The sequence below is a fragment of the Bradyrhizobium sp. AUGA SZCCT0160 genome (genome assembly GCF_018130105.1).
Taxonomy (GTDB): domain Bacteria; phylum Pseudomonadota; class Alphaproteobacteria; order Rhizobiales; family Xanthobacteraceae; genus Bradyrhizobium.
In genome coordinates this window covers 1-24,832 of sequence record NZ_JAFCMD010000042.1, presented here as the reverse complement: position 1 = coordinate 24,832, position 24,832 = coordinate 1, and the positions used below count along the sequence as shown (strand labels likewise).

General features: G+C 63.4%; 16 protein-coding genes. 10 read left to right on the top strand and 6 right to left on the bottom strand.

All coding sequences use genetic code 11. The features are described 5' to 3' along the window. Positions 1–35: 35 nt before the first annotated feature. The gene (locus JQ558_RS36125) at positions 36–875 is read right to left on the bottom strand and encodes a caspase family protein (RefSeq protein WP_212276408.1); all 840 of its coding nucleotides are present in this window, start codon (positions 873–875) and stop codon (positions 36–38) included. Between the two features lie 326 nt (positions 876–1,201). Here JQ558_RS36125 and JQ558_RS36120 point away from each other — a divergent pair, with 326 nt between their 5' ends. The 5 genes from JQ558_RS36120 to JQ558_RS36100 all read left to right on the top strand — a co-directional run bounded on the left by JQ558_RS36120 (position 1,202) and on the right by JQ558_RS36100 (position 8,697). Continuing rightward, the gene (locus tag JQ558_RS36120) at positions 1,202–2,938 is read left to right on the top strand and encodes a hypothetical protein (RefSeq protein ID WP_212296647.1); all 1,737 of its coding nucleotides are present in this window, start codon (positions 1,202–1,204) and stop codon (positions 2,936–2,938) included. A 255-nt stretch (positions 2,939–3,193) separates the two neighbouring features. Continuing rightward, complete coding sequence (locus JQ558_RS36115) at positions 3,194–3,889, top strand: thermonuclease family protein (protein WP_249142789.1); 696 nt, start codon at positions 3,194–3,196, stop codon at positions 3,887–3,889. 64 nt (positions 3,890–3,953) lie between these two features. After that, a complete protein-coding gene (locus JQ558_RS36110) occupies positions 3,954–4,787 on the top strand; it encodes an LssY C-terminal domain-containing protein (RefSeq protein ID WP_312014775.1) in 834 nt (277 codons plus the stop codon). Positions 4,788–5,028: 241 nt separating this feature from the next. Next, complete coding sequence (locus JQ558_RS36105) at positions 5,029–6,213, top strand: alanine--glyoxylate aminotransferase family protein (RefSeq protein ID WP_212214520.1); 1,185 nt, start codon at positions 5,029–5,031, stop codon at positions 6,211–6,213. A 366-nt stretch (positions 6,214–6,579) separates the two neighbouring features. Then, a complete protein-coding gene (locus tag JQ558_RS36100) occupies positions 6,580–8,697 on the top strand; it encodes a S9 family peptidase (RefSeq protein ID WP_212296645.1) in 2,118 nt (705 codons plus the stop codon). A gap of 22 nt (positions 8,698–8,719) precedes the next feature. On the opposite strand, the gene JQ558_RS36095 is transcribed toward JQ558_RS36100, so the two are convergent. Next, complete coding sequence (locus JQ558_RS36095) at positions 8,720–9,328, bottom strand: TetR/AcrR family transcriptional regulator (protein WP_212276413.1); 609 nt, start codon at positions 9,326–9,328, stop codon at positions 8,720–8,722. 180 nt (positions 9,329–9,508) lie between these two features. Between JQ558_RS36095 and JQ558_RS36090 the strand changes: the two genes are divergently transcribed. Next, positions 9,509–10,717 carry an efflux RND transporter periplasmic adaptor subunit gene (locus JQ558_RS36090; RefSeq protein WP_212296644.1) on the top strand — a complete coding sequence of 403 codons (1,209 nt, stop codon included), beginning with the start codon at positions 9,509–9,511 and terminating at the stop codon, positions 10,715–10,717. Between the two features lie 136 nt (positions 10,718–10,853). Continuing rightward, positions 10,854–14,042 carry an efflux RND transporter permease subunit gene (locus JQ558_RS36085; RefSeq protein ID WP_212214511.1) on the top strand — a complete coding sequence of 1,063 codons (3,189 nt, stop codon included), beginning with the start codon at positions 10,854–10,856 and terminating at the stop codon, positions 14,040–14,042. 162 nt (positions 14,043–14,204) lie between these two features. Here JQ558_RS36085 and JQ558_RS36080 read toward each other — a convergent pair whose 3' ends face one another. From JQ558_RS36080 to araD, 4 genes are all read right to left on the bottom strand, one after another. After that, positions 14,205–15,647, bottom strand: a complete 1,443-nt coding sequence (locus tag JQ558_RS36080) for an aldehyde dehydrogenase family protein (RefSeq protein WP_212214507.1) — start codon at positions 15,645–15,647, stop codon at positions 14,205–14,207. Between the two features lie 51 nt (positions 15,648–15,698). Beyond that, positions 15,699–16,418, bottom strand: a complete 720-nt coding sequence (locus JQ558_RS36075; protein WP_212296643.1) for a ribonuclease activity regulator RraA — start codon at positions 16,416–16,418, stop codon at positions 15,699–15,701. Between the two features lie 57 nt (positions 16,419–16,475). Further along, complete coding sequence (locus tag JQ558_RS36070) at positions 16,476–17,567, bottom strand: SMP-30/gluconolactonase/LRE family protein (protein ID WP_212296642.1); 1,092 nt, start codon at positions 17,565–17,567, stop codon at positions 16,476–16,478. 146 nt (positions 17,568–17,713) lie between these two features. Then, a complete protein-coding gene (gene araD, locus JQ558_RS36065) occupies positions 17,714–19,453 on the bottom strand; it encodes an L-arabinonate dehydratase (protein ID WP_212276418.1) in 1,740 nt (579 codons plus the stop codon). Between the two features lie 268 nt (positions 19,454–19,721). On the opposite strand from araD, the gene JQ558_RS36060 reads away from it, so the two are divergent. The 3 genes from JQ558_RS36060 (at position 19,722) to JQ558_RS36050 (ending at position 24,657) form a co-directional block, all read left to right on the top strand. Beyond that, positions 19,722–20,441 carry a GntR family transcriptional regulator gene (locus JQ558_RS36060; RefSeq protein WP_212296641.1) on the top strand — a complete coding sequence of 240 codons (720 nt, stop codon included), beginning with the start codon at positions 19,722–19,724 and terminating at the stop codon, positions 20,439–20,441. Between the two features lie 201 nt (positions 20,442–20,642). Beyond that, entirely contained in the window at positions 20,643–21,080 is a 438-nt protein-coding gene (locus JQ558_RS36055) for a response regulator (protein ID WP_212214495.1), read from the top strand. A gap of 70 nt (positions 21,081–21,150) precedes the next feature. After that, entirely contained in the window at positions 21,151–24,657 is a 3,507-nt protein-coding gene (locus tag JQ558_RS36050; RefSeq protein WP_212296640.1) for a PAS domain S-box protein, read from the top strand. Positions 24,658–24,832 lie beyond the last annotated feature (175 nt).

Below are 24,832 nucleotides of genomic sequence, written 5' to 3'. Positions count from 1 at the left end.
ATGCGCGGGTCAAGCCCGCGCATGACGAGGGGTACTTACCCGCCGATGCTGACGTCTTCGAGCAGCGAGGACGACACCGAGGGAACCTGCTCGCCTTCGCTGGCGCGGGAGATCGTCACGCGGGTTTTGTTGAACGCCGTTTCGAGGCCCGCTTGCGCGGCGAGGTTATTGAGCAGCTCGGACATCAGCACGCTGTACTGGCCCTTGGAATCGTCGGCCACCTTGCCCGGCGTCGCCGAGGTCAGGATCAGCGCGTTTTCGGGGGCCGAGATCGGCGCCAGGCCGTGGGAGTAGGAACGGAAACGGCGCTCATAGGGGTTGCGGCGCGAGGCGTCGACCACGACGAGTTTAACCTTGGCGCCCTGCTCCTTCATCGTGTCGAGCACGGACTCGATGCTGACGCCGTCGCGGCGGACATCGGCTTCCTTCCAGATCGCGGCATCGACCGGGATCATGTAGCTCTGGCGGCCGACCTGGACGCCGTAGCCGCCGAAGAACAGCATCACCACGCTGTCGGGCTTGATCTTGGACTTGAGCCGGCCGATGGCGCGGGCCATGTCGTCCTTGGTGGCGTCTTCCACCACGTCGACGTCAAAGCCCTTGCCGCGCAACGCCGAGGTGAGGCCGCGGGCGTCATTGATCGGCTGCGCCAATGGTGCCGAGGCGTCGGGATAGTGGCCGTTGCCGATGACCAGTGCGACGCGGGAAGTCTTGGTGGCGACGTCGGAATTCTGTTCGGTCGCGATCGCCTTGGCAACATCGAGCGAACGCTTGTTGAGCGCAGCATGGGCGCCGATCGCCAGTGACACCAGGCCGACCAAAGCGGCGGCCACGGTGACCGAGCGGCGAGAGATGCTTGGCTTGCTACCGTCCATTGTTTCAATTCCCAATCGTTGACCAGGGCGCGCCAAGTTAGTCGCGCCAGTGCCGTTTAGGTTTGAGGGGTTGCGAATTGGTGTGCCGTCGAATTGTGGCAATTTGCGGCACCGCAACAAAGAAACCCTTAACCCGCACGGCCATTGCGGGCAACCTCCTTTGGCGCATGACGTTCCCCAAGAGAATGATGGTACCAAATCGGGAGCATTTTCTGTGACATCAGTCACATTTGTATTTCCCGCTGATTTGTATCATTTTCAATGGCTTGCAGGCCGGCGGTAGATTCGACGGCCCTCGGTTCACGGTTCCGGCGAAAAGAGACTGCATGGGCTTTCAATATTTCGCCGGCGCCGCCTACCGCGCGCTGACCGCCCGCAAGGACGGGCCGTCGCTGTATGACGTCTGCGATCCGCTGCTGCTGAACTATGCCGGCGGCGACCCCCATCTCGGAAAATTCTATCGGACCGCGCTCGGCAACCCCGCGCTGCGGCCGCTGCTGCGCCGTACCGGATTGCCGCAACTTCGCGACGAAGGCCGGCTGCAGTCGCTGCGTGAGGCACTGACCCGCGCCCGCGACGACGACGCGCCGGACTGGGAAGCGGTAGGTCAACCCATCGCCGAACTGATGGCGACGATCGATGTCCGCCACCCAAAGCCGGCGCCGGCCGTGTCGCCTGCAAAAGCGCCTGACCTCGCCGAGATCGAGCGCGTGATCCGGACCTGCGGCGTGCATCTGCTGCGCTCGTTTGCCAAAAACGGCTTCATCCCGACCTATGCCGCGTTCAACCTGCTCGGCGATGCCGACATGGGCGGGCGCGAAATCCTGATGGCGCTGACCGGGCTCAATTCGCGCGGCTACAAGAACTCGACCCTGCTGTTCAGCCTGGCGCGGATCTTCATCGCGCATTCGCCGGCGCGCGCGCTGATCAATCCGCCCTGGACCGGCATCGCCGAGCCGATGTGGGAGCCGATGCAGATCCGGCACCGCTCGGCCTATTACGACGCCTTCTTCACCGAGGCGCTGCTCAGCTTTGTCGAAACCGGCCTCGCCTCCGTGGACCAGACGGCTGCGTCGCGCCGCGCCATCTCGGAGATGGTCGATTTTTGCCTCGCCACCAGCGCCGAGGAAGTGCCCTCGCATGACGGCTCCACCGTGCGCGTCATCACCGCGCTGGCGCCGCTGCCGCATCCGCGGTTTTCAAAATTCTTTTCCCAGATCAAGCAGGATCTCGGCTTCGGCATCTACGTGCCGGACTGCGACACCACCGCCTGCTCATTCTCGGCGGCGACGCAGGCAGGCTCGACCGATCCGATCCTCGATCAGCCGCTTTTGGATTTCTACGCCGGCTATCAGGTCCGCAGCGGCGCCAACGAGCCGCGCGTGACGGTGCCGCTGAACGACAATGTCGAGTACGAGGGCGGCGTCGTGACATGGATCGACAACCTCGCCGGCGACCGGCCCTACGGCAACGACCTCGACCCGACGCTCAATCTCGACATCCTCGAGGTCAGCTTCCGCAACCTTGCGCGCTGGAAGATCATCGAGACGCCGTCACGGCTGGAGACGGTTCATCGCATCATCGGCTTCCAGAAGCGGCTGGTGGAAAGCGGCGCGTTTTCCAATCCGCGCTCGCATATCTATTATCTGCCGGAGCTCTATTGCGCCTATTTCGGCCGCTGCTATGCGGCCTTCCTCGCGCTGCCGCCGGCGGCGCGGCTGGCGATCGATCCCGAAAACACCTTCGACTTCATCCGCGGCCGCGTGCTGGCCTATGTCGAGGGCGAGTTGATCACCCACGAGATGAACGCCTTCGATGCGGCGCTGGCCCTGATGGCGCTCGCGCATCTCGGCGCTGACGCGTCGAGCTTCACGCCTGCGCTGCATTGCATCGTCGCCGGTGTCGGCGAAGGCGGCCGCCGCGGACCCTACAAGGCGTATGAGTGGAACAAGATGAAGACCCCGACACGCATCCTGGTCGGTGGCCCCGAGGTGACCTCGGCCTTCGTGCTGATGGGGCTGGCGCTGGCGCGAGGGGTGATGATGCGGGGAAAAAGCGCGTAGCAGCGCATATCCCACGAAAGAGGGATATGCGGCACGACGCAAACTCGTAAGCTGAGACGAGTCGAAAGCGCCGATTTCTGACGGGAAGTTGAAAGCCATGCGGCCCCAGAGCACTGGCAAGCCCGCCTCAATGTCCGCACAATCCGCGCAATGATTGTGCACATTTCCGCGCCGGGATTGCCCATGAAGTCCAAGATTTGGAAGCCTAAGATTTGGAAGTCCAATATCTGGAAGATTTGGCTTTGTGCCGTTCTGATGTTGTTGCCATCCACGATGGCGCACGCCGCCGACATCACCGGCGTCCCAAAAATCCGCCAAGGCGACCAGCTTCAGATCGGCAATACCCGCATTCGGCTCGGTGGCATCGACGCGCCGGCGGTGGACCAGCTCTGCCTCAACAACAAGGGCGAACGCTGGACCTGCGGCGTCGCCGCGCGTGACGAACTGATCAAGCATTTTGGCAACAAGAGCTGGGCCTGCCGTACCCGCAGCGTCGATCGTCGCGGCCGCACCGTGGCGCGATGCGAGGTCGGCGGCGAGGACGTCCAGAAATGGATGGTCGCCAACGGCTGGGCGCTGGCGTTCACGCGGATTTCCCGCGACTATGAGGCGGATGAAAAGGCGGCGCGCGAGGCCAAGGCCGGCATGTGGCAGGGCGCCTTCATCGCGCCGTGGGACTGGCGCGCCCGCGACAAGAAGACCGCCATTCTCGGCGCCGCCAAACCGCCCGAGAACGCCATCACCATCCTATTGGCATCGGCCTCCGGCTCGGTCGCGCCATCGCCCGACTGCACCATCAAGGGCAACGTCAACCGCTCCGGCGAGTGCATCTTCCACCAACCGACCAGCCGCTGGTATGCGAAGATCGAGATGAAGATCAGCAAGGGCACGCGCTGGTTCTGCTCGGTCGAAGAGGCCGAAGCCGCGGGCTGCCGCGAGACCAGACGCTAAGATCCTAGCTCTCGTCGCGAAGTGCGGGGCGAGGGAGAAGTGCCGCAACTCAACGAGCAACGCTGTGGCGCACACACAAGTTGATGGACCACTGCCAAAACATCGCGGCGGGCTGCGCCGCGCGGTTACGCTCATCCTGTTCATCCTTTGCGGCTATGGCTTGCTCGCCTATCTGGTCCTGCCCGGGCTGTGGACGCATTATGAGCATCAGAAAGGGCTTGCGGATCTGCCGATGGTGACGCGCACGGGACAAGGCATTCCCGGCGACCCAATGAATGTCGGCCTGATCGGCGATCAGCGCGACGTGATCTGCGCGATGCATCAGGCCGGCTGGTATCCGGCCGATCCGATCACGCTGAAATCGTCGATCGAGATCATAGGCTCCGTGCTGCTCGACCGCCCCTACAAGGATGCGCCGGTCAGCAATCTCTATTATCAGGAACGCCGCGAGGATCTGGCTTACGAAAAACCGATCGGCGCCAGCGCCGATCGCCGCAACCACGTGCGCTACTGGAAGGTGCTGGACCAGGGCGAGGAAAAACGCCCGGTGTGGCTCGGCGCGGCGACGCAAGATCGCGGCGTCGGCGTCAGCCGATACACCGGCGCGGTGACGCATCACATCAGCGCCGATCTCGACGCCGAGCGCGCGCGGCTCACCGCCGACCTCGAAAATGCCGGCATGGTGACCGCGAAATATCAGGTGACCGGCATCGGCCCGACCATTGCGGGCTATAATGGCGGCGGCGACCTCTATTACACCGACGGCGAGATCTGGGTGCTGCGGCTGGTCGAGGCGTGCCGGAAGCGCGACGGCCCGGCGGTGACGATCCCGAGCCCGCCGGCGACCGAGCTGAAGGATCAGATCTGGCATGCGATCGCGGGGGCAATGGGAAAATAGCCAATGGCTGTCGTCCCGACCCCCGTGCGCAATTGCGCACTGGGCCGGGACGACGAGATAGAAGGGTGCGGCCATTGCACGGAGCAGCAAGGCCTTCCTCGGAGCAATCCATTCCCTATTTGTGATTCTGGATTGCTTCGCTGCGCTCGCAATGATGGTTTCAATCGATTATTGTCATGCTCCAGTCCTACCAAACCTCGGGCGCCTTGATTCCGCGTTCCACCGATAAGGAATAAGAAAAATGACCGTTCGCGCGGGCCGGGAATTTCTGGCCATCCCCGGACCCACCACCATGCCCGACGAAGTGCTTCAGGCGATGCACCGTCCAGCACTAGATATCTACTCCAAGGAGATGCTGGACCTGACGCACGGCCTGCTCGGCGATCTCTCAAAACTGTTCGCGACCAAGGGCCACTCCTACATCTACATCGCCAATGGCCATGGCGCGTGGGAAGCGACGCTCTCCAACGTGCTGTCGCGGGGCGACAAGGTGCTGGTGCTGGAAAGCGGCCGCTTCGCGATCGGCTGGGGCAATGCCGCGGCCGCGATGGGCGCCGAGGTCGAGGTGCTGAAAGGCGACTGGCGCCGCGCGATCCGCCCGGCCGAAGTCGAGGCGCGCCTCAAGCTGGACAAGGAGCACAAGATCAAGGCCATCGTCGCCGTGCAGATCGATACCGCTTCGGGCGCCTATAACGACGTCGAAGCGATCGGCAAGGCGATCAAGGCGTCGGGCCATCCCGCGCTCTTCATGGTCGATACGGTTGCCTCGCTCGGCTGCGTACCGTTCGAGATGGACGCCTGGGGCATCGATGTCGCGATGTCCGGTTCGCAGAAGGGCCTGATGACGCCTCCCGGCCTCGGCTTCGTCGCCGCCAACGACCGCGCCCGCGAGGTGCACAAGAAGGCAAACCTGCGCACGCCCTATTGGGACTGGACCGAGCGCGATGGCAGCGAGCATTACCGCAAATATGCCGGCACCGCGCCGGTGCATCTCCTGTTCGCGCTGCGCAAGGCGATCGACATGCTCCACGCCGAAGGCCTGGAAAATGCCTTCCTGCGCCACCGGCTGCTCGCCGAAGCGGTTCGCCGCGCTGTCGCGGTCTGGGCCGAGGGCCAGGTCATCGGCTTCAACATCGCGGAAGCAAACGAGCGCTCCAACACCGTGACGACGGTGACGGTGAACGGCCACGACCCCGCCGCGCTGCAGCGCTATTGCAAGGAAAAATGCGGCGTGGTGCTGGGGACCGGCATTGGCGACCTCTCCGGCCAGGCATTCCGCATCGCGCATATGGGCCACGTCAATGCACCGATGATCCTGGGCACGCTCGGCGTCATCGAAGTCGGCCTCAACGCCCTCAACATCCCCCACGGCAAGGGCGGAACCGAAGCCGCGATCGAATGGCTCGGCGAAAGCGTGAGCGCGTGAGAAACGCTTTATAATATCCAACACACCGTCATGCCGGCCGAAGCGGTCTGCCTTGCGCAGACCGCGTAAACTTGTCTGCGATGCCGGGCATCCACGTCTTGGCTTTCACCTAAAGCACGAAAGACGTGGATGGCCGGGACAAGTATACGGCCCGGAGAGATGGGTAACGGGTGTTCGGAGACATGGGTAACGGGTTCCGATATAATGCCCAACAGCCAATTGCCGGGCTTGACCCGGCAATCCATCCGCTTGAGGAAGGCTTTCTTTTTGATGGATGCGCGGGTCCTTGGCGCGAAGACGCGCTTCGCGCTTTGGCCCGCGCATGACAACAGCGCAAGTGGCAATACCGACTGAAACGAGGATCGCTTGACCCAATCGACGACCAAAGGCCGTTCACCGCAGGCGCCGGTGGCACCGCGCCGCCCGCATTCGTTCACCACCCACGGCATCACGGTGAGCGACGATTATGCGTGGCTGAAGGACGCCAAATGGCAGGACGTGCTGCGCGACCCCTCGATCCTCGACGCCGACATCAGGCAGTATCTGGAAAGCGAGAACGACTACACCGAGAGCCTGCTCGGCCATACCGCGCCGCTGCAGAAGCAGCTGGTCGCGGAGATGCGCGGGCGCATCAAGGAAGACGATTCCAGCGTACCGTCGCCGGATGGCCCGTTTGCCTATTTGCGGAAATTCCGCGAGGGCGGCCAGCACGAGATGTTCGGCCGCACCCCGCGCAACGGCGGCGACGTTGAGATCGTGCTCGACGGCGACGCGCTGGCGGCATCCCACAGCTATTTCAAGTTCGGCGGCGCACGGCATTCGCCTGACCATAAACTGCAGGCCTGGAGCGCCGACACCAAGGGCTCGGAATATTTTTCAATTCGCGTGCGCGACTGGGCCAGCGGCAAGGACTCTGACGACCTCGTCGAGGAGACCGATGGCGGCGTGGTCTGGAGCACGGACGGACAAAGCTTCTTCTACGTCAAGCTCGACGACAATCACCGGCCGATGCAGGTGTGGCGGCATCGCCTCGGCACCCGGCAGGCGGACGACACGCTGGTCTATGAGGAAGCGGATTCCGGCTGGTTCACCCATCTGCATGAAAGCTCCAGCGGACGGTTTTGCGTGATCGCAGGCGGCGACCATGAAACCTCCGAGCAGCGCCTGATCGACCTGGCGCATCCCGAGACGCCGCCGCGGCTGGTAGCGGCCCGCGAGGAAGGCGTGCAATATTCGATAGCCGACCGCGGCGACGAGCTGTTCATCCTCACCAACGCCGATGACGCGATCGACTTCAAAGTGATGACCGCGCCGCTGGCGGCGCCTGAGCGCACCAACTGGCGCGATTTGATCCCGCATCGCGAGGGCATCTATGTGCTCGATGTCGAGCTTTACGCCGGACACATGGTGCGACTGGAGCGTGCCAACGCGCTGCCCGCGATCATCATCCGCGATCTCACGTCAGGCGAAGAACACGCCATCGCCTTCGACGAAGCAGCTTATTCGCTCGACACCATGGGCGGCTATGAATTCGAAACCACCAATTTGCGGTTTTCCTATTCGTCGATGACGACGCCATCGGAAGTCCATGATTACGATATGGCGACGCGAACGCGAGAGCTGCGAAAGCGGCAGGAGATTCCATCCGGCCACAACCCGGCCGACTACGTCACCACCCGCATCATGGCGACGGCGCATGACGGCGCCAAAGTGCCGGTCTCGATCCTGCACTCTAAGGATCTCGTGCGCGACGGCAACGCGCCGCTGCTGCTGTACGGCTACGGCTCCTACGGCATGGCGATGCCGGCCTCGTTCGCGGCCAACCGGCTGTCGCTGGTCGATCGCGGCTTTGTCTACGCGATCGCGCATATCCGCGGCGGCGCCGATAAGGGTTGGGGCTGGTATCTCGACGGCAAGCGCGAAAAGAAGACCAACACGTTCGACGATTTTGCCGCGGCGGGACGTGCGTTGATCGAGGCCAAATACACCAGCGCAAAGCGCATCGTCGGCCATGGCGGCAGCGCCGGCGGCATGCTGATGGGTGCGGTCGCCAACCGCGCCGGCGAATTGTTCGCCGGCATCGTTGCGGAAGTGCCGTTCGTCGACGTGCTGAATACGATGCTCGACGACACGCTGCCGCTGACGCCGCCGGAATGGCCGGAATGGGGCAACCCGATCGAGAGCGAGAAGGATTTTCGCACCATCCTGTCCTATTCGCCCTACGACAACATCGAAGCCAAGGACTATCCGCTGATCCTCGCGATGGGCGGCTTGACCGATCCGCGCGTCACCTATTGGGAGCCGGCGAAGTGGATCGCGCGGTTGCGCGCGACGATGGTCGGCGGCGGCCCGGTATTGCTCCGCACGAATATGGGCGCCGGCCATGGCGGCGCGTCGGGACGATTCAACCGGCTCGACGAGGTCGCGATCGCCTATGCGTTCGCGTTGTGGGCGGTGGGATTGGCGGAGAGGGCGGAGGTATAACCTTCTCCTCGCGTTTGCCGCGTCAGACCGTCGCCAAACCAGGTGGCGGCGGCCATGTGCGCAGCGCCATCTCGGCGATCTTGCGCACTTGCTCCCGCGTGGTTCCACCAGCCGCCTGCACCGCCATGCCCTGCAGGATCGCGGAGAGATAGGCCGCGAGATCGGCGGCGTCGGATCCCTGAGGAAGCTCGCCTTCGGCGATCGCCCGCTCGAAGCGCTCGCGCAAATCCTGTTCGCCTTTGGCGCGGCGCGACACCAGTTCCTGCTTGATGGATTCGGCGGCGTCGCCGCAGGTCAGCGCGCCCTGGACCGCCAGACATCCCGGCGGGTGGTCGGGGCCCGTGACAGCGTCGGCGCTTTCATACAACAGGTGCTCCACCACGGCGCGTATGGTCGGCTTGGCCAGCGCGACCTGGAAGTAACCGCCGGGCCCATCGACATACCGATCCAGCGCCTTGCGAAACAGCTCTTCCTTGTTGCCGAACGCAGAATAGAGGCTCGGCTTGGTGATCCCCATGGTTTCGGTGAGGTCCGCGATCGACGCGCCTTCATAGCCTTTGCTCCAGAACACCTGGAGCGCCAGGTCGAGCGCCTTGTCGACATCGAATTCGCGGGGCCGTCCCATGGCCATGATGGGGTCCTCCTCCAATTTCCTACCGATCGTTAGATAAGTGACTTGACAGGGGATGTCGATGGCCCATCTATACCGAGCGTTATGAATGTGTGCGCTGCAACGTAGACGTGGATCGGGTGTCGTACCTGCTCCCGCCTGTTTCAAATCGGGGAACAGCGCCGAATGTCTGGGGTCATCATGAAAAATATTATCAAAAACAAACGTTTGGTTGGAACCGGGCTGGTTCTGGCCGCCCTGGCTATCGCCGCCGGCGCGACCTTCCTGGGCGGCCGAGGTGGCAGCGCGCAGGCCGTGGCGGCCGCAGCCGCGCCAGCGGCCCTGCCGGTCTCGGTCTCCGTCGTGGCACCCCGGCAGACCGTGCCCTGGGACGAGTTTTCCGGCCGGCTTGAGGCCGTCGAGCGGGTCGAAATCCGTTCCCGCGTCGCAGGCGCTATCCAGCAAATCCACTTTACGGAGGGTGCGCTGGTCAAACAGGGAGACCTGTTGATCCAGATCGATCCGTCGCTGTATGCGGCCGATGTGGCGCGCGCCGAAGGCCAGGTCGCCGCGGCCAAGGCGCGCCTGATCCTCACCAGGAGCGATTTCGAGCGCGGCCAGCAATTGACGGATTCGCGCACGATCTCGCAGCGGGATTTTGACGGTCGCGTCAACGCCTACCGCGAAGCCGAAGCCAATCTGAAGGCGGCCGAGGCGACGCTGCAAACGGCACAACTCAATCTCGGTTACACCGAAGTGCGGGCGCCGGTCGCCGGGCGGGTCGGCAAGCTCGAGATTACCGTCGGCAATCTGATCGCCGCCGGACCTGGTACGCCGGTGCTGACCACGCTGGTCTCGGTCAATCCGATTTACGCCAGCTTCAATGCCGACGAGCAGGTGGTGACGCGCGCGTTGCGTACGCTGGCGAATGAATCGACGCCATCAGAGATCGGACGCATCCCGGTGCAGATGGGGACCGGCACCTCCGACGGCATGCCGTACAAGGGAAAGATGCAGCTGATCGACAACCAGGTCGACGCGCGTAGCGGCACGGTGCGCGTTCGCGCGGTGTTCGACAACGCCGACGGCCGCCTGATGCCCGGCCAGTTCGCGCGGCTGCTGATGGGGCAGCCCAAAGCCGAGCCGGTGTTGCTGATCAGCGAGCGCGCCGTCGGCACCGACCAGAACAAGAAATTCGTGATGGTCGTCGACAAGGACAGCAAGGCGGAATATCGCGAAGTTGCGCTCGGCGTATCGATCGACGGCATGCGCGTGGTGACCGGTGGCCTGCACGCCGGCGAGCGCATCGTGGTCAAGGGACTGCAGCGCGTGCGCCCCGGTGCGCTGGTCGCGCCCGAGGTGGTCGCGATGGGTTTTGCTTCTTCCGCGACCGAGGTGGCGCAGCGCTAGCAATCTGAGCCCGGTGCTTTTGCGAAAGCACCGGGCAAATGTCGCAAAACAACAGAAGAAAATCCGTGTGGTCGATCACCGTCGGCCGCGCCGGGACCCCTGCGCTTCGCAGCCCCGATATCAGCGAGACAGTGTCATGAACTTTTCCAGATTCTTCATCGATCGACCGATTTTCGCGGGCGTGCTGTCGACGCTGATCTTCGTGGCGGGACTGCTGTCGCTGCCGGCGCTGCCGATCTCGGAATACCCGGAAGTGGCGCCGCCGACGGTGGTGGTGCGCGCGCAATATCCGGGCGCCAACCCCAAGGTTATCGCCGAGACGGTATCGACGCCGATCGAGGAGCAGATCAACGGGGTCGAAGGCATGCTCTATATGAGCAGCCAGGCCACGACCGACGGATTGATGACGCTCAACGTCACGTTCCGGCTCGGCACCGATCCCGACAAGGCCCAGCAACTGGTGCAGAACCGCGTGGCGCAGGCCGAGCCGCGGCTGCCCGCCGAGGTCCGCACCCTCGGCATCACCACGATCAAGAGCGCGCCCGACCTCACCATGGTGGTGCATCTGTTGTCGCCGAACGGCCGCTACGACATGACCTATTTGCGCAATTATGCCGTGCTCAACGTCAAGGACCGGCTGGCGCGCATCGAAGGTGTCGGCCAGGTACAGTTGTTCGGTTCCGGCGACTATTCGATGCGGGTCTGGCTCGATCCGCAAAAGGTCGCCGAGCGCGGGCTGTCGGCTTCCGACGTGGTGCGCGAGATCCGGGCCCAAAACGTCCAGGCCGCCGCCGGCGTGGTCGGCGCGTCGCCAAGCGAAGTCGGGCTCGATCTGCAGCTTTCCATCAACGCGCAGGGACGGCTGCAGACCGAAGAGGAGTTCGGCGAAATCATCGTCAAGAACGGCGCCAATGGCGAAGTCACGCGGCTGCGCGACATCGCCCGGATCGAGCTCGGTGCCGCGGACTATTCGCTGCGGTCGCTGCTGGACAACAAGTCCGCGGTCGCGGTGCCGATCTTCCAGTCGCCGGGTTCCAATGCGATCCAGATCTCCGACACCGTCCGCAAGATGATGGTCGAGCTCAAGGCGAACATGCCCGACGGCATGGATTACAGCATCGTTTACGACCCCACGCAGTTCGTTCGTGCCTCGATCGAGGCGGTGGTGCACACGCTATTGGAAGCCGTGGCCCTGGTGGTGCTGGTGGTCATCCTGTTCCTGCAGACCTGGCGTGCGTCGATCATTCCCTTGATCGCGGTGCCGGTTTCCATCATCGGCACGTTTGCCGTCATGCATGTGTTCGGCTTCTCGATCAACGCGCTAACACTGTTCGGGCTGGTGCTGGCGATCGGTATCGTCGTCGATGACGCCATCGTCGTGGTCGAGAACGTCGAGCGCAACATCGAGCAGGGATTGACGCCAAAGGACGCGGCGTATCAGGCAATGCAGGAAGTCACCGGGCCGATCATCGCGATCGCGCTGGTGCTGATCGCGGTGTTCGTGCCGCTGGCTTTCATCACAGGATTGACCGGCCAATTCTACAAGCAGTTCGCGCTGACGGTGGCCATCTCGACGGTGATTTCGGCGTTTAATTCGCTGACGCTGTCGCCGGCGCTGGCGGCGGTGCTGCTGAAATCCCACGATGCGCCAAAGGACGCGCTGACCCGCGGCATGGACCGCGTGCTCGGCTGGTTCTTCCGGCGTTTCAACCGTTTCTTTCACCGCAGTTCCGAAGCCTATGGCGGCGGCGTCAAGCGGGTGATCTCGCGGCGGGCGATCGTGATGGTCGCCTATGTCGCGCTGATCGGCGTCACGTTTGGCCTGTTCAAGGCGGTGCCCGGCGGCTTCGTGCCCGGCCAGGACAAGCAATATCTGGTCGGCTTCGCGCAACTGCCTGATGGCGCGACGCTGGACCGCACCGAAGAGGTGATCCGCCGCATGGGCGATATCGCCTTGAAGCTGCCGGGCGTCGAAAGCGCCGTGGCGTTTCCCGGCCTGTCGATCAACGGTTTTACCAACAGCTCCAATTCGGGAATCGTGTTCGTCACCTTGAAGCCTTTTGAAGAGCGCAAGGCCGCCAATCTCAGCGCGGGCGCGATCGCCGGCCAGCTCAACGGCAAGTTCTCCGCGATCCAGGAAGCCTTCATTGCCATGTTCCCGCCGCCGCCGGTGGCGGGACTGGGCACCATCGGCGGCTTCAAGCTGCAGATCGAGGATCGCGCCGGGCTGGGCTATGAGGCGCTCAATGACGCCACCAAGGCGTTCATCGCCAAGGCCAGCGCGGCGCCGCAACTGGCCGGACTGTTCTCCAGCTATCAGGTCAACGTGCCGCAGCTTTATGCCGATATCGACCGCACCCGGGCGCGACAGCTCAGCGTGCCCGTGACCAGCGTGTTTGAAACCATGCAGATCTATCTCGGCTCGCTCTACGTCAACGACTTCAACAAGTTCGGCCGCACCTATTCGGTGCGGGTGCAGGCGGACGCAAAATTCCGCGCCCGCGCCGACGATGTCGGGCTGTTGAAGGTGCGCTCCGACACCGGCGAGATGGTGCCGCTGTCGGCGCTGCTGAAGATCAAGGAGAGCGCCGGGCCGGAACGCGCCATGCGTTACAATGGCTTCCTCACCGCCGATCTCAATGGCGGTGCGGCGCCCGGCTATTCGACCGGGCAGGCCCAGGACGTGGTCGAGAAAATCGCGGCGGAGACCTTTCCAAAGGGCATCGCGTTCGAGTGGACCGACCTGACGTATCAGGAGATCATTGCCGGCAATTCGTCGCTGGTGGTGTTTCCGGTAGCGCTATTGCTGGTATTCCTGGTGCTCGCCGCGCAATATGAGAGCCTGACCCTGCCGCTGTCGATCATCATGATCGTGCCGATGGGATTGCTGGCGGCGATGCTCGGCGTCTGGCTGACCAAGGGCGACAACAACGTGTTCACGCAGATCGGGTTGATCGTGCTGGTGGGACTGTCGGCCAAGAATGCCATCCTGATCGTGGAGTTCGCGCGCGAGCTGGAATTCGCCGGACGTACGCCCGTGCAAGCCGCGATCGAAGCCAGCCGCTTGCGGCTGCGGCCGATCCTGATGACCTCGCTTGCCTTCATCATGGGCGTGGTGCCGCTGGTGATCTCCACCGGCGCAGGTTCCGAGATGCGTCATGCCATGGGGGTTGCGGTGTTTTCAGGCATGATCGGCGTCACGGCGTTCGGCATTTTCTTTACGCCGATGTTCTACGTGCTGCTGCGCGCCTTGGCCGGTAACCGGCCGCTGACGCAGCATGGCGAGGCATCGGTGGGAAATATCGCGCGCCATCCGGCCGAGTGAGGATGTGGTCGTGTCCCGGACGCGGTGCAGCGTGTCATAAGCGCGTTTACGCGCGTCTTCGACACGCTATGGCTCCGCAGAGCCGGGACCCACACTTGTGTCGCGGACATATGGACCCCGGCGCTGCGCTGCGTCCGGGGAACGCACATTGTCAGCAGTTCGTTACGGCAGCGTGTAAGCTGTCTTCACCGTCGTATAAAACTCCGCCGCGTATCTTCCCTGTTCGCGGGCGCCGAAGCTGGAGCCTTTTCGGCCGCCGAACGGCACGTGGTAGTCGACGCCGGCGATCGGCAGGTTGACCATCACCATACCGGCTTCGGAATTGCGCTTGTAGTCGCTGGCGTATTTCAGGCTGGTGGTACAGATGCCGGATGACAGGCCAAAATCGGTGTCATTCGCGGTCGCCAGCGCTTCGGCATAATCCTTGACCCTGATGACCGCGGCCACCGGCCCAAAGATTTCCTCGCGCGCGATCCGCATCGTGTTGCTCACGTCAGTGAACAAGGCCGGCTGCAGATAGAAGCCGGGCGCATCGCGGTTCAGACGCTCGCCACCGAAGGCGAGTTTTGCTCCCTCGTCCTTGCCGATCGAGATATATTTGAGATCCTGGTCGAGCTGGCTCTGATCGACCACCGGGCCGATATCCGTGCCGGCCTTGACGGCGTCGTCGATCTTCAGGCCGCGCATCCGCTCGGTCAGCGCCTCGACGAATTTGTCGTGGATCCCCGCGGTGACGATCAGGCGCGAAGCGGCGGTACAGCGCTGGCCGGTGGAAAAGAACGCGCTGTTGGCGGCGCATTCCACCGCGACTTTCAGGTCCGCGTCGTCGAGAACGACCAGCGGGTTCTTGCCGCCCATTTCGAGCTGAAACTTCTTCATCGGCCGCGAGGCGATGCAGGCCGCGGCAACCTTCTGGCCGGTGGAGACCGAGCCGGTGAAGCTGATGGCCGCGACATCAGGATGTTCGAGCAGGACGGCGCCAACTTCCGAGCCGCGCCCGAGCACGAGGTTGAGCACGCCCTTGGGCAAACCGGCGCGGTGCAGGATATCGACCAGCGCCCACGACGAACCCGGCACGAGGTCGGCGGGCTTGATCACCACGGTGTTGCCATAGGCCAGCGCCGGCGCGATCTTCCAGGCTGGAATCGCGATCGGGAAATTCCACGGCGTGATCAGGCCGACGACGCCGAGCGCTTCGCGCGTGATCTCGATGTCGATGCCGGGGCGCACCGAAGCGAGCTTCTCGCCGGCCATCCGCAGGCATTCGCCGGCAAAGAACGCAAAGATCTGCCCGGCGCGCGCGACTTCGCCGATGCCTTCCGGCAGCGTCTTGCCTTCCTCGCGCGACAGCAGCCGGCCCAGTTCGTCCTTGCGCGCGAGGATCTCGTCCGACGCCTTCTTCAGAATGTCATAGCGCACTTGCGGCGTCGATCGCGACCAGGCCGGGAATGCGGCCTTTGCAGCTGATATCGCGGCCTCGGCTTGCGCGCGCGTGCCGCGCACCGCCTGGCCGACAATGTCCTTGGTGTCGGATGGGTTGACGTTGGGCGCGCGGGCGCCATCGGACAGCCATTCGCCGTCGATCAGATTGTTGAACATCAGCATGATGTGGACTCACTGTTGGAGAAAAACGCGTCGGTGCCAGCCGGCGGCATATTATCGCCCGTTGGCCTTGCGCCAAGCCGCAAAATCCTTCGGCGTCTGCTCGTCGGTTGCGGGGTAAAGGCCGAGGATCGAGCGGCCCTTGCGCACCTCCTCGGTAACAAAATCCTCGAACGCTGTCATCTCGACCGCCTCGTCGGCGATTTCATCGGCAAGATGCGCGGGGATCACGATCACCCCGTCGCTGTCGCCGAGAATGACGTCGCCGGGGAACACCGGCGCGTCGCCGCAGCCGATCGGCACGTTGATCTCGATCGCCTGGTGCAGCGTCAGATTGGTCGGTGCGCTCGGCCGCTGATGATAGGCGGGAAAGCCGAGCGCGGCGATTTCAGCCGAATCGCGAAAGCCGCCGTCGGTGATGACACCGGCCGCGTCGCGCTTCATCAGCCGCGTCACCAGGATCGCGCCGGCGGAAGCCGCGCGCGCGTCCTTGCGGCTGTCCATGACAAGCACCGCGCCGGGCGGGCAATCCTCGATTGCCTTGCGCTGCGGATGGGCACGGTCGCGAAACACCTCGATCTTGTTGAGGTCTTCGCGCGCCGGCATGTAACGCAGCGTGAAGGCTTCACCGACCAGCACCGGCTGATTTGGCCCGAGCGGATGCACATCCTGGATCATCTGGATGCGAAAGCCGCGCTTGAACAGCGCGGTGGCGACGGTAGCGGTGGAGACCGTTTTGAGTTTGTTGCGGGTGGTGTCGCTCAGTTTTGTCATGGTTTTTCCCTGGTTCGTCATTCGGGTTCGCTTCGCGCCCCGGAATGACAACCTTAATTACACCGCCCCGTGCGACTCGACATACAGCGCGTACACGGAGTGGCAGCTCGTCATATAGAGGCGGTTGTTCTTCGGGCCGCCGAAACAGAGGTTGGCGCAACGCTCCGGCAGCCGGATGAAGGCGAGCGGCTTGCCGGCGGAGTTGAACACCATCACCCCATCGAGGTCTTCGGACTTGCCCTTGAGCTGGAAGACTCTGCGTCCGCCGATTTCGGTCGGCTCGGCCTGCAGCGCGCCGTTGCTGCCCCAGCCGCACCACAGATTGCCGTCGCGATCGACCCGGAAGCCGTCGAGCGCGCCCTGGTCGGCGGCGTCGATCAGCTTGGTCCGGCTGCCGAGTGTGCCGTCGGCGTTGACGTCATAGGCCCAGATGCTGCGGTTGGGCGTGCCCTTCCACTCGACCACGTAAAGCTTCTTTTCGTCGGGCGAGAACGCCAGGCCGTTCGGATTGACGATGTCGGTAATGACGGCCGATATCTTGCCGTCCTTGTCGATGCGGTAGACGTTGGTCGTGGCCTGTTCGGGCTTTTCCTTGTTGCCCTCCCACTCGCCATTGATGCCGAACAAGGGATCGGTGAACCAGATGCTCTCGTCGGACTTCACCACGACGTCGTTCGGCGCGTTGAGCCGCTTGCCTTCGAACTTGTCGGCCAGCACCGTGATCTTGCCGTCCGTCTCGGTGCGGGTGACACGGCGGGTCACCGAATGCTCGCAGGTGACGAGACGGCCCTGGCGGTCGCGCGTGTTGCCGTTGGCATAGTTGGCGGGGCTCCGGAACACGCTGGTCTGGTTGGTCTTCTCGTCGAACTTCATGATCCGGTTGTTCGGGATGTCGGAGTACAGGAGATAGCCACCTTCCGGGAAATAGGCCGGGCCTTCGGCCCAACGCATGCCGGTAGCGACCTGTTCGATCGTAGACGAATAGATCCGGTATTTTGCAAAGCTCGGATCGAGGATCTGCACCGACGGATCAGGATAGCGCTGATTCATCGTGAACGGGAATGATTGCGCACCTGCGGCACGGGAAAGCAGTGTGGTGGCCGCAGTGGCGCCGGCTGCGGCGAGGATGTTGCGTCGTGTGATGCTCATGGCTGGTCCTCCCTGGGATATTCTTGTTTGGCAACAGGTCTTTCTGTCATTCCGGGATGCGCCCCTTGGCGCAGGCCCGGAATCCATAACCACGAGCGCGAGTATGGATCCCGGGCTCGTCCTTCTGACGCCCCGGAATGACGGTGCTAATAAATCGACGGCTCTCCCACCGGCTTGCCAAAGCCAGTCTCCAGAAAATCGAAATCGCAGCCTTCATTGGCCTGCTTGATGTGTTTAGTGAACATCCAGCCATAGCCGCGCTCGAACCGGCGCTCCGGCGCCTTCCATTCCGCGCGGCGCTTTGCAAGCTCCGCCTCCGGCACATCGAGGTTGATGGTGCGGGCGTCGACGTCGAGGGTGATGCGGTCGCCGTTTTTCACCAGCGCCAGCGGGCCGCCGATATAGGATTCCGGCGAGACATGCAGGATGCAGGCGCCATAGCTGGTGCCGCTCATGCGCGCATCCGACAGCCGCACCATGTCGCGCACGCCCTGCTTCACCAGTTTTGTGGGGATCGGCAGCATGCCCCATTCCGGCATGCCCGGGCCGCCCTGCGGTCCGGCATTGCGCAGGATCAGCACGTGATCGGCCGTGACGTCGAGATCGGGATCGTCGATCGCCTGCTTCATCGACGGGTAATCGTCGAACACCAGCGCCGGCCCGGTATGCTTGAGGAAGCGCGGCTCGCAGGCGGACGGCTTGATGACGCAGCCATCAGGCGCGAGGTTGCCCTTCAGCACCGCGAGCGCGCCTTCGGCATAGATCGGGTCCTGCACGGTGCGGATGACGTCGTCGTTATAAACTTCGGCGCGGGCGATGTTCTCGCCGAGCGTCTGGCCGGTCACGGTCATGACGTCGAGGTGCAGATGCTCCTTGATGCGGCTCATCAGGCCCGGCAAGCCGCCGGCATAGAAGAAATCCTCCATCAGGTATTTGTCGCCGCTCGGACGCACATTGGCGATGACAGGCACCTTGCGGCTGGCGATCTCGAAATCATCGAGCCCGATGTCCTGGCCGGCGCGGCGGGCCTGCGCGATCAGATGGATGATTGCGTTGGTCGAGCAGCCCATCGCCATCGCGACCGTGATCGCGTTCTCGAAGGCCTTTCGCGTCTGGATCTTGTTCGGCGTCAAATCCTCCCACACCATCTCGACGATGCGGCGGCCGCATTCCGAGGCCATTCGGATGTGGCCGGCGTCGGCGGCCGGGATCGAGGATGCGCCCGGCAGGGTCATGCCGATCGATTCGGCGATAGCGGTCATGGTCGAGGCGGTGCCCATGGTCATGCAGGTACCGTAGCTGCGGGCAATGCCGGCCTCGACATCGACCCAATCCTTGTCGGAGATTTTGCCGGCGCGCCGCTCGTCCCAGAATTTCCAGGCGTCCGAGCCGGAGCCCAGCGTCTTGCCCTTCCAGTTGCCGCGCAGCATCGGCCCGGCCGGAAGATAGATCGTCGGCAGGCCCATGCTGGTGGCGCCGAGCAGAAGGCCCGGCGTGGTCTTGTCGCAGCCGCCCATCAGCACGACGCCGTCGACGGGATGGCCGCGCAACAGTTCCTCCGCGTCCATCGCCAGCATGTTGCGATAGAGCATCGTGGTCGGCTTCAGGAACGATTCCGACAGCGACAGCGCCGGCAGCTCCATCGGAAAACCGCCCGCCATCAGGATGCCGCGCTTGACGTCGTCGACGCGGGATTTGAAATGCATGTGGCAGGGCTGCGCATCCGACCAGGTGTTCAAGATCGCAATGACGGGACGCCCCTTCCACTCCTCCGGCGCGTAGCCCATCTGCATCGCGCGCGAGCGGTGGCCGAAGGCGCGCAGATCGTCAGGCGCGAACCAGCGCGCGCTGCGAAGCTGGTCGGGGGTCTTGTTCTTGTCGGTCATGTCGGCACCCCTTCGTAGGATGGGTGGAGCGAAGCGATACCCATCACTGTTCCCGATGTGGTGATGGGTTTCGCGAAGTGCTCAACCCATCCTACGGACCGGTAGGGGTTACGTTTGCTGGTCATGACTGAGTACCCCATTTCTGGACGGTGTTGCGCTCGATGGTGCGGAAGATCCGGCGGCCTCTACGCATTTGACGCCCTCGAGGAGATGCACTAATGTATTAGTGTATTTGAGGCAAGCGCCTTCTGAAAGGACCGTTGTTCCGATGGGTCCAACGCCAATCGCCGCCCGCCGCGCCGCACCGCGTTCCCCCGAGCGGCTCGATCGCGACCGGCAGGCAGCGCCCCAGGTTTTCGAGCGTCTGCGCGGCATGATCATTTCGCTGGAACTGCCGCCGGGATCGCCGCTGTCGCGGGCCGCTTTGGCCGGGCAGTTCGGAATCAGTTCGACGCCGATCCGCGACGCCCTGATGCGGCTGGAAGAGGAAGGCCTGGTCGACGTGTTCCCGCAATATGCGACCGTGGTCAGCCGGGTCGATGTGCGGTTGGCCCAGCAGGCGCATTTCCTGCGGCAGGCGGTCGAGCTGGAGATCGTGCGCGGGCTGGCGATCAGCCATGACGAAGCCTTCGTTGCCGGGCTGAATGGAACAATCGTGCGCCAACAGCAATTCGCCAAGGGCGGCGAGTTCGAAAAATTCATGGCCGCCGACAATGAGTTCCACGCCCAGCTCTACACGGCGGCCGACAAGCAGGACATCTGGACGCTGGTGCGCAGCCGCAGCGGCCATATCGACCGGCTGCGCCGGCTGCATCTGCCCTCCCCCGGCAAGGCGCAGGACATCGTTCGACACCACAGGCTGATCGCCAAAGCGATCGACGCCGGCGATCCGGACGGGGCGCAGAAGCATCTGCGCACCCATCTGTCGGGAACGCTCAGCGAACTCGCCCAGATCCGCGCGCGGTATCCGGAATATCTGAGCGACTGAACACCGCAAATTAACCGCGCCATCAGGACGAATCGGTTCCGTCGATGCGGCGAATCGCACGCTGTCTACCCGACAACAGGCGGATTACGGCTTTTGGCCGGAACATCTGCAGCCGGGAAACCGTTGCAGGAGAACAAGGTTTCAGCGAAAATCGCAACCTGCCGTTGATCTGATTCCAGCGGGCGCCCGGAGAACCTTCTTTTGGCAAGAATATTGATTGTAGACGACGATACCGCGGTTCAGACGACGGTCCGCCTCTTGCTCGAGCGCGCAGGCCATAGCGTGGTTACCGCCGGTGATGGCCGTAAAGGGCTTGCGCTGTTCGAAAAGGAAGATTTCGATCTGCTGTTTCTCGATATCTTCATGCCGGGAATGGACGGGTTCGAGACCATGCGGCTGGCTCACCAGCTGCGGCCACTGATACCAATCGTCGTGATCTCGGGACGGCCGATATCTTCGGAAGAAGGCGGCGCCCCCGACTTCCTGACCATGGCGACCAAGCTTGGCGCCGTCTCCAGTCTGCAGAAGCCGTTCAAACCGGCGGCCCTGCTGGCGACCGTCACGAGCTGCCTGGAGGCCGCCAAACGCCTGTCGTCAAGTTCATCCCATGCCCCCGGCGGAGTTGCTTCCTGTCCGTAATGCGAAATAGCATTGCCGGGTTCGCCCAGCCGCTTGCCCGGGATGAACGGGAGGGCGAACGAATCAAAAAATGACGCTCACAACCAGGCTTGCCATCGCCATGATTGCGTTGGTCGCGCTCGCGGTTTCCGCGGTCGGCTGGCTGAGTTATCGCAACCTGGAACAGGCACTGCTGCTGCGCGCCCGCGACCGCATCGAGACGCATTCGCGGCAGGTCGCGACCGACCTCGAATATCACGCAGCCAGCGCTACAGGAGATGTCGCGGGCTTTCGTTCGGCGGCGGCGTTGCATGGATTGGTCCGCGCCCGAAGGGCGGGCGGCATCGATCCAGTGGATGGCGTCTCCGAAAAGACCTGGCGCGACCGGATAGCGACCCGCTTTGCGGCGGAGCTCGAAGCCAAGCCCACTTATGCGATGTTGCGGATCTTCAGCCATGATGACGACGGCCGTGAGATCGTCCGCGTCGACCGCATGGGCCCAAACGACACGGTTCGGATCGTTCCCGAAGAGGGACTGCAGAAGCGAAGCAACCGAAACTATTTCACGGAAACGCTCGCGCTCGGTCCCGGACAAATCTACGTTTCGCCGCTCGATCTTGGGCGCCGCGATGGACTGATCGAGGAGAGGCACAGGCCGACGATTCGGATCGCGACGCCGGTCTTCGCCGATGATGGCAAGCTGTTCGGCATTTTCATGATCAATGTCGATATGCGGCGGGCATTCGACCGCGTGCGGTCGTCGGTGTTGCCGGGCGAGACAATCTACCTCGTCAACCGGCAGGGCGACTATCTCATTCATCCCGATCGTTCACGCGAGTTCGGCACGCTGCTCGGCACGCCCAACGACTGGAAAGCCGACTTTCCACAACTGGCGGCGCAGGCAGGGGCAACCCGGGGCGTCGCCGAAATCATCCCGGATCACGCTGCCCGCTCGGGCGGGATAGCTCTCGCCCCTGTCCTGCTGGCTGGTACCGAATGGGTCGGCGTGATCGAAACCACCCCCAACGCCGTGATCATGGCGCCGGCCGCCAGCATCAGAAACACCTCCCTTCTGGTCGGAACCATCGCTGTATTGTGCGCGGCAGTGCTGGCCCTGCTGATCGCGAGGTCGCTGACCCGGCCGATCGTTCGCCTGACCGCCGCCGTGCATGGCGCCGCCCGGAACGGGAAAATCGCCATTCCGGTTGACGCCCGCGGCGAGACCGGCGTGCTGGCGCGTGCGTTCGCGAATGTGATCGAGGAGGTCAACGAGAAGACCGCAGCACTGCAGCAGGAGGTTCAGGAGCATCGCCGCACCATCGCGGCGCGCGACCACCACGCCGAGCGCGAGCGCCTGTTCAGCGCGGCGGTCGAATCATCCAGCGACGCGATCATCACGACGTCGCTCGACGGCACGGTCACCGGCTGGAACTCTGCCGCGGAACGATTGTACGGATACAGTGCGGCGGAAGCGGCCGGCAAGAACATCGCGATCCTGATGCCCCCCGGCCGGCTGCCCGAGGCGCAGGATATCCTGCGCCGGATCGGCTGGGGCGAAAGCATCGAGCACAACGAAACCACGCGTCTTCGCAAGGACGGCACGCCGGTCGAGGTTTCGCTCAGCATTTCGCCGATCAAGGCGCCCTCGGGCGCGACCATCGGCATATCGAAGGTTGCCCGCGACATTACCGACAGCAACAAGACCCGGCTGGCGCTGCGCCAACAGGCCGAGGAGCTTCGCCGCGTCTTCGAGACTTCGCAGGACCTGATCATGGTGACGGATTCACAGGGATCCGTGGTCCAGATCAGCCCGAGTTGCGCCGTCATCCTGGGCTATTCGCCCGGCGAGATGATCGGCCGCAGTGGAGAAGACTTCATCCATCCCAATCATCTCGAGAACTCGCGCCAGGAAATGCGCGCCCTGCGGCGCGGGCAACGCCCGACGATTGCGGACACGCGTTGCTTCCACAAGAGCGGACGCGAAGTGTGGCTGTCCTGGCTCGGGGTCTGGTCCCAACCGGTGAGACGGTTCTTCTTTGTCGGCCGCGACATGACCGAGACCCGCCGGGCGCAGGAAACCTTGCGTGAAAGCGCACAGCTGGCCCGCGGGATCATCAACACGGCGCTCGATGCCTTTGTCCAGATGGATGATCAGGGCACGATCGCGGACTGGAATTCGCAAGCCGAGAATATCTTCGGCTGGACACGGGATGAAGCGGTCGGAGCCAAGCTCAGCGACCTGATCATTCCGTACGCCCATCGCGACGCGCACACGGCCGGCCTGGAACGATTTCTGCGCACCGGTGACGGGGTGATCCTCGGCCGCCGTCTCGAGATCGACGCGATGCGCCGCGACGGCAAGGAGATCAAGGTCGAACTGAGCGTCACCGCGCTGAAGCGCCGCAACGGCTTCGTGTTCAACGGTTTCATACGCGACCTCACCGACAAGATCGCCACTGAGGACCGCATCCGGCAGTCCGAGAAGATGGAAGCCGTCGGCCAGCTCACCGGCGGCATCGCGCATGATTTCAACAACATCCTGACCGTCATCACCGGGACGATCGAAATCCTGGCCGACGCCGTCAAGGACGAGCCGCAACTGGCGGCCATCACGCGGATGATTGACGAAGCCGCGTCGCGCGGCGCCGACCTCACCCAGCATCTATTGGCGTTCGCGCGCAAGCAGCCGCTCGAGCCTCAGGAAACCGACGTCAATACGCTGATCATCGATACCGCGAAACTGCTGCAACGTACGCTCGGCGAGCATGTCGAGATCGAATCGGTATTCGAAGACGAATCCTGCCCGGCGATCGTCGATCCCAATCAACTGGCCACCGCCATCCTCAATCTCGCCCTCAACGCCCGCGATGCGATGCCTGACGGAGGCAAGCTGATCATCGAAACCGGCATGGTCGTCCTCGATGAGCAATACGCCAGGACGCACAATGACGTCCGGCCGGGCCGCTACGCGATGATCGCGGTCAGCGATACCGGAACCGGCATTCCGGCAGCAATCCTCGACAAGGTGTTCAATCCGTTCTTCACCTCGAAGGGGCCCGGCAAGGGAACCGGCCTCGGGCTCAGCATGGTCTATGGCTTCGTCAAGCAATCCGCCGGCCACATCATGATCTACAGCGAGGAAGGCCACGGCACGACGATCAAGATGTACCTGCCGCCGGCCTCAGGCGCGTCGCTTGCGGCCGGGCCGAGCCACGGGCCGACGGTCGAGGGCGGCAATGAGACGATCCTGGTGGTCGAAGACGATGCGCTGGTGCGCAATTACGTGCTGACGCAACTGCATTCGCTCGGCTACGTCACGCTGGATGCGGGAAACGCGACGGAGGCGCTCGCGATCGTCAACGCCGGCCACCCGTTCGACCTGCTGTTCACCGACGTGATCATGCCCGGCCTCAACGGTCGCCAGCTCGCCAACGAGATGCTGAAGATCAAACCCGAGCTGAAAGTGCTGTTCACGTCAGGCTATACCGAAAACGCGATCATCCACCACGGCCGACTCGACGAGGGCGTGCTGCTGCTGGCCAAGCCCTATCGCAAATCGGATATGGCCATCATGATCCGCAAGGCCCTCGGCGACTAGAGCCTTTTCTGTTCCGATTAAATCGGAACAGAACACTAGATTTCTAGATTATACGCGTTTTCTTGACGCGAACCGGTGTCCACTTCGCTGGAAAACGCGCTAAAGCGGGATGGAGTTAGGTTGAATCGATTTGGGATTCCCAAATCAGTAGGTTTCTGATTCACCATGCTGGCTG

Coding starts and splice junctions, on each gene's coding strand:
- JQ558_RS36125 (WP_212276408.1), bottom strand. CDS start 875: ATGGACGGTAGCAAGCCAAGCATCTCTCGCCGCTCGGTCACCGTGGCC.
- JQ558_RS36120 (WP_212296647.1), top strand. CDS start 1,202: ATGGGCTTTCAATATTTCGCCGGCGCCGCCTACCGCGCGCTGACCGCC.
- JQ558_RS36115 (WP_249142789.1), top strand. CDS start 3,194: ATGTTGTTGCCATCCACGATGGCGCACGCCGCCGACATCACCGGCGTC.
- JQ558_RS36105 (WP_212214520.1), top strand. CDS start 5,029: ATGACCGTTCGCGCGGGCCGGGAATTTCTGGCCATCCCCGGACCCACC.
- JQ558_RS36095 (WP_212276413.1), bottom strand. CDS start 9,328: ATGGCCATGGGACGGCCCCGCGAATTCGATGTCGACAAGGCGCTCGAC.
- JQ558_RS36090 (WP_212296644.1), top strand. CDS start 9,509: ATGAAAAATATTATCAAAAACAAACGTTTGGTTGGAACCGGGCTGGTT.
- JQ558_RS36085 (WP_212214511.1), top strand. CDS start 10,854: ATGAACTTTTCCAGATTCTTCATCGATCGACCGATTTTCGCGGGCGTG.
- JQ558_RS36080 (WP_212214507.1), bottom strand. CDS start 15,647: ATGCTGATGTTCAACAATCTGATCGACGGCGAATGGCTGTCCGATGGC.
- JQ558_RS36075 (WP_212296643.1), bottom strand. CDS start 16,418: ATGACAAAACTGAGCGACACCACCCGCAACAAACTCAAAACGGTCTCC.
- JQ558_RS36070 (WP_212296642.1), bottom strand. CDS start 17,567: ATGAGCATCACACGACGCAACATCCTCGCCGCAGCCGGCGCCACTGCG.
- araD (WP_212276418.1), bottom strand. CDS start 19,453: ATGACCGACAAGAACAAGACCCCCGACCAGCTTCGCAGCGCGCGCTGG.
- JQ558_RS36060 (WP_212296641.1), top strand. CDS start 19,722: ATGGGTCCAACGCCAATCGCCGCCCGCCGCGCCGCACCGCGTTCCCCC.
- JQ558_RS36050 (WP_212296640.1), top strand. CDS start 21,151: ATGACGCTCACAACCAGGCTTGCCATCGCCATGATTGCGTTGGTCGCG.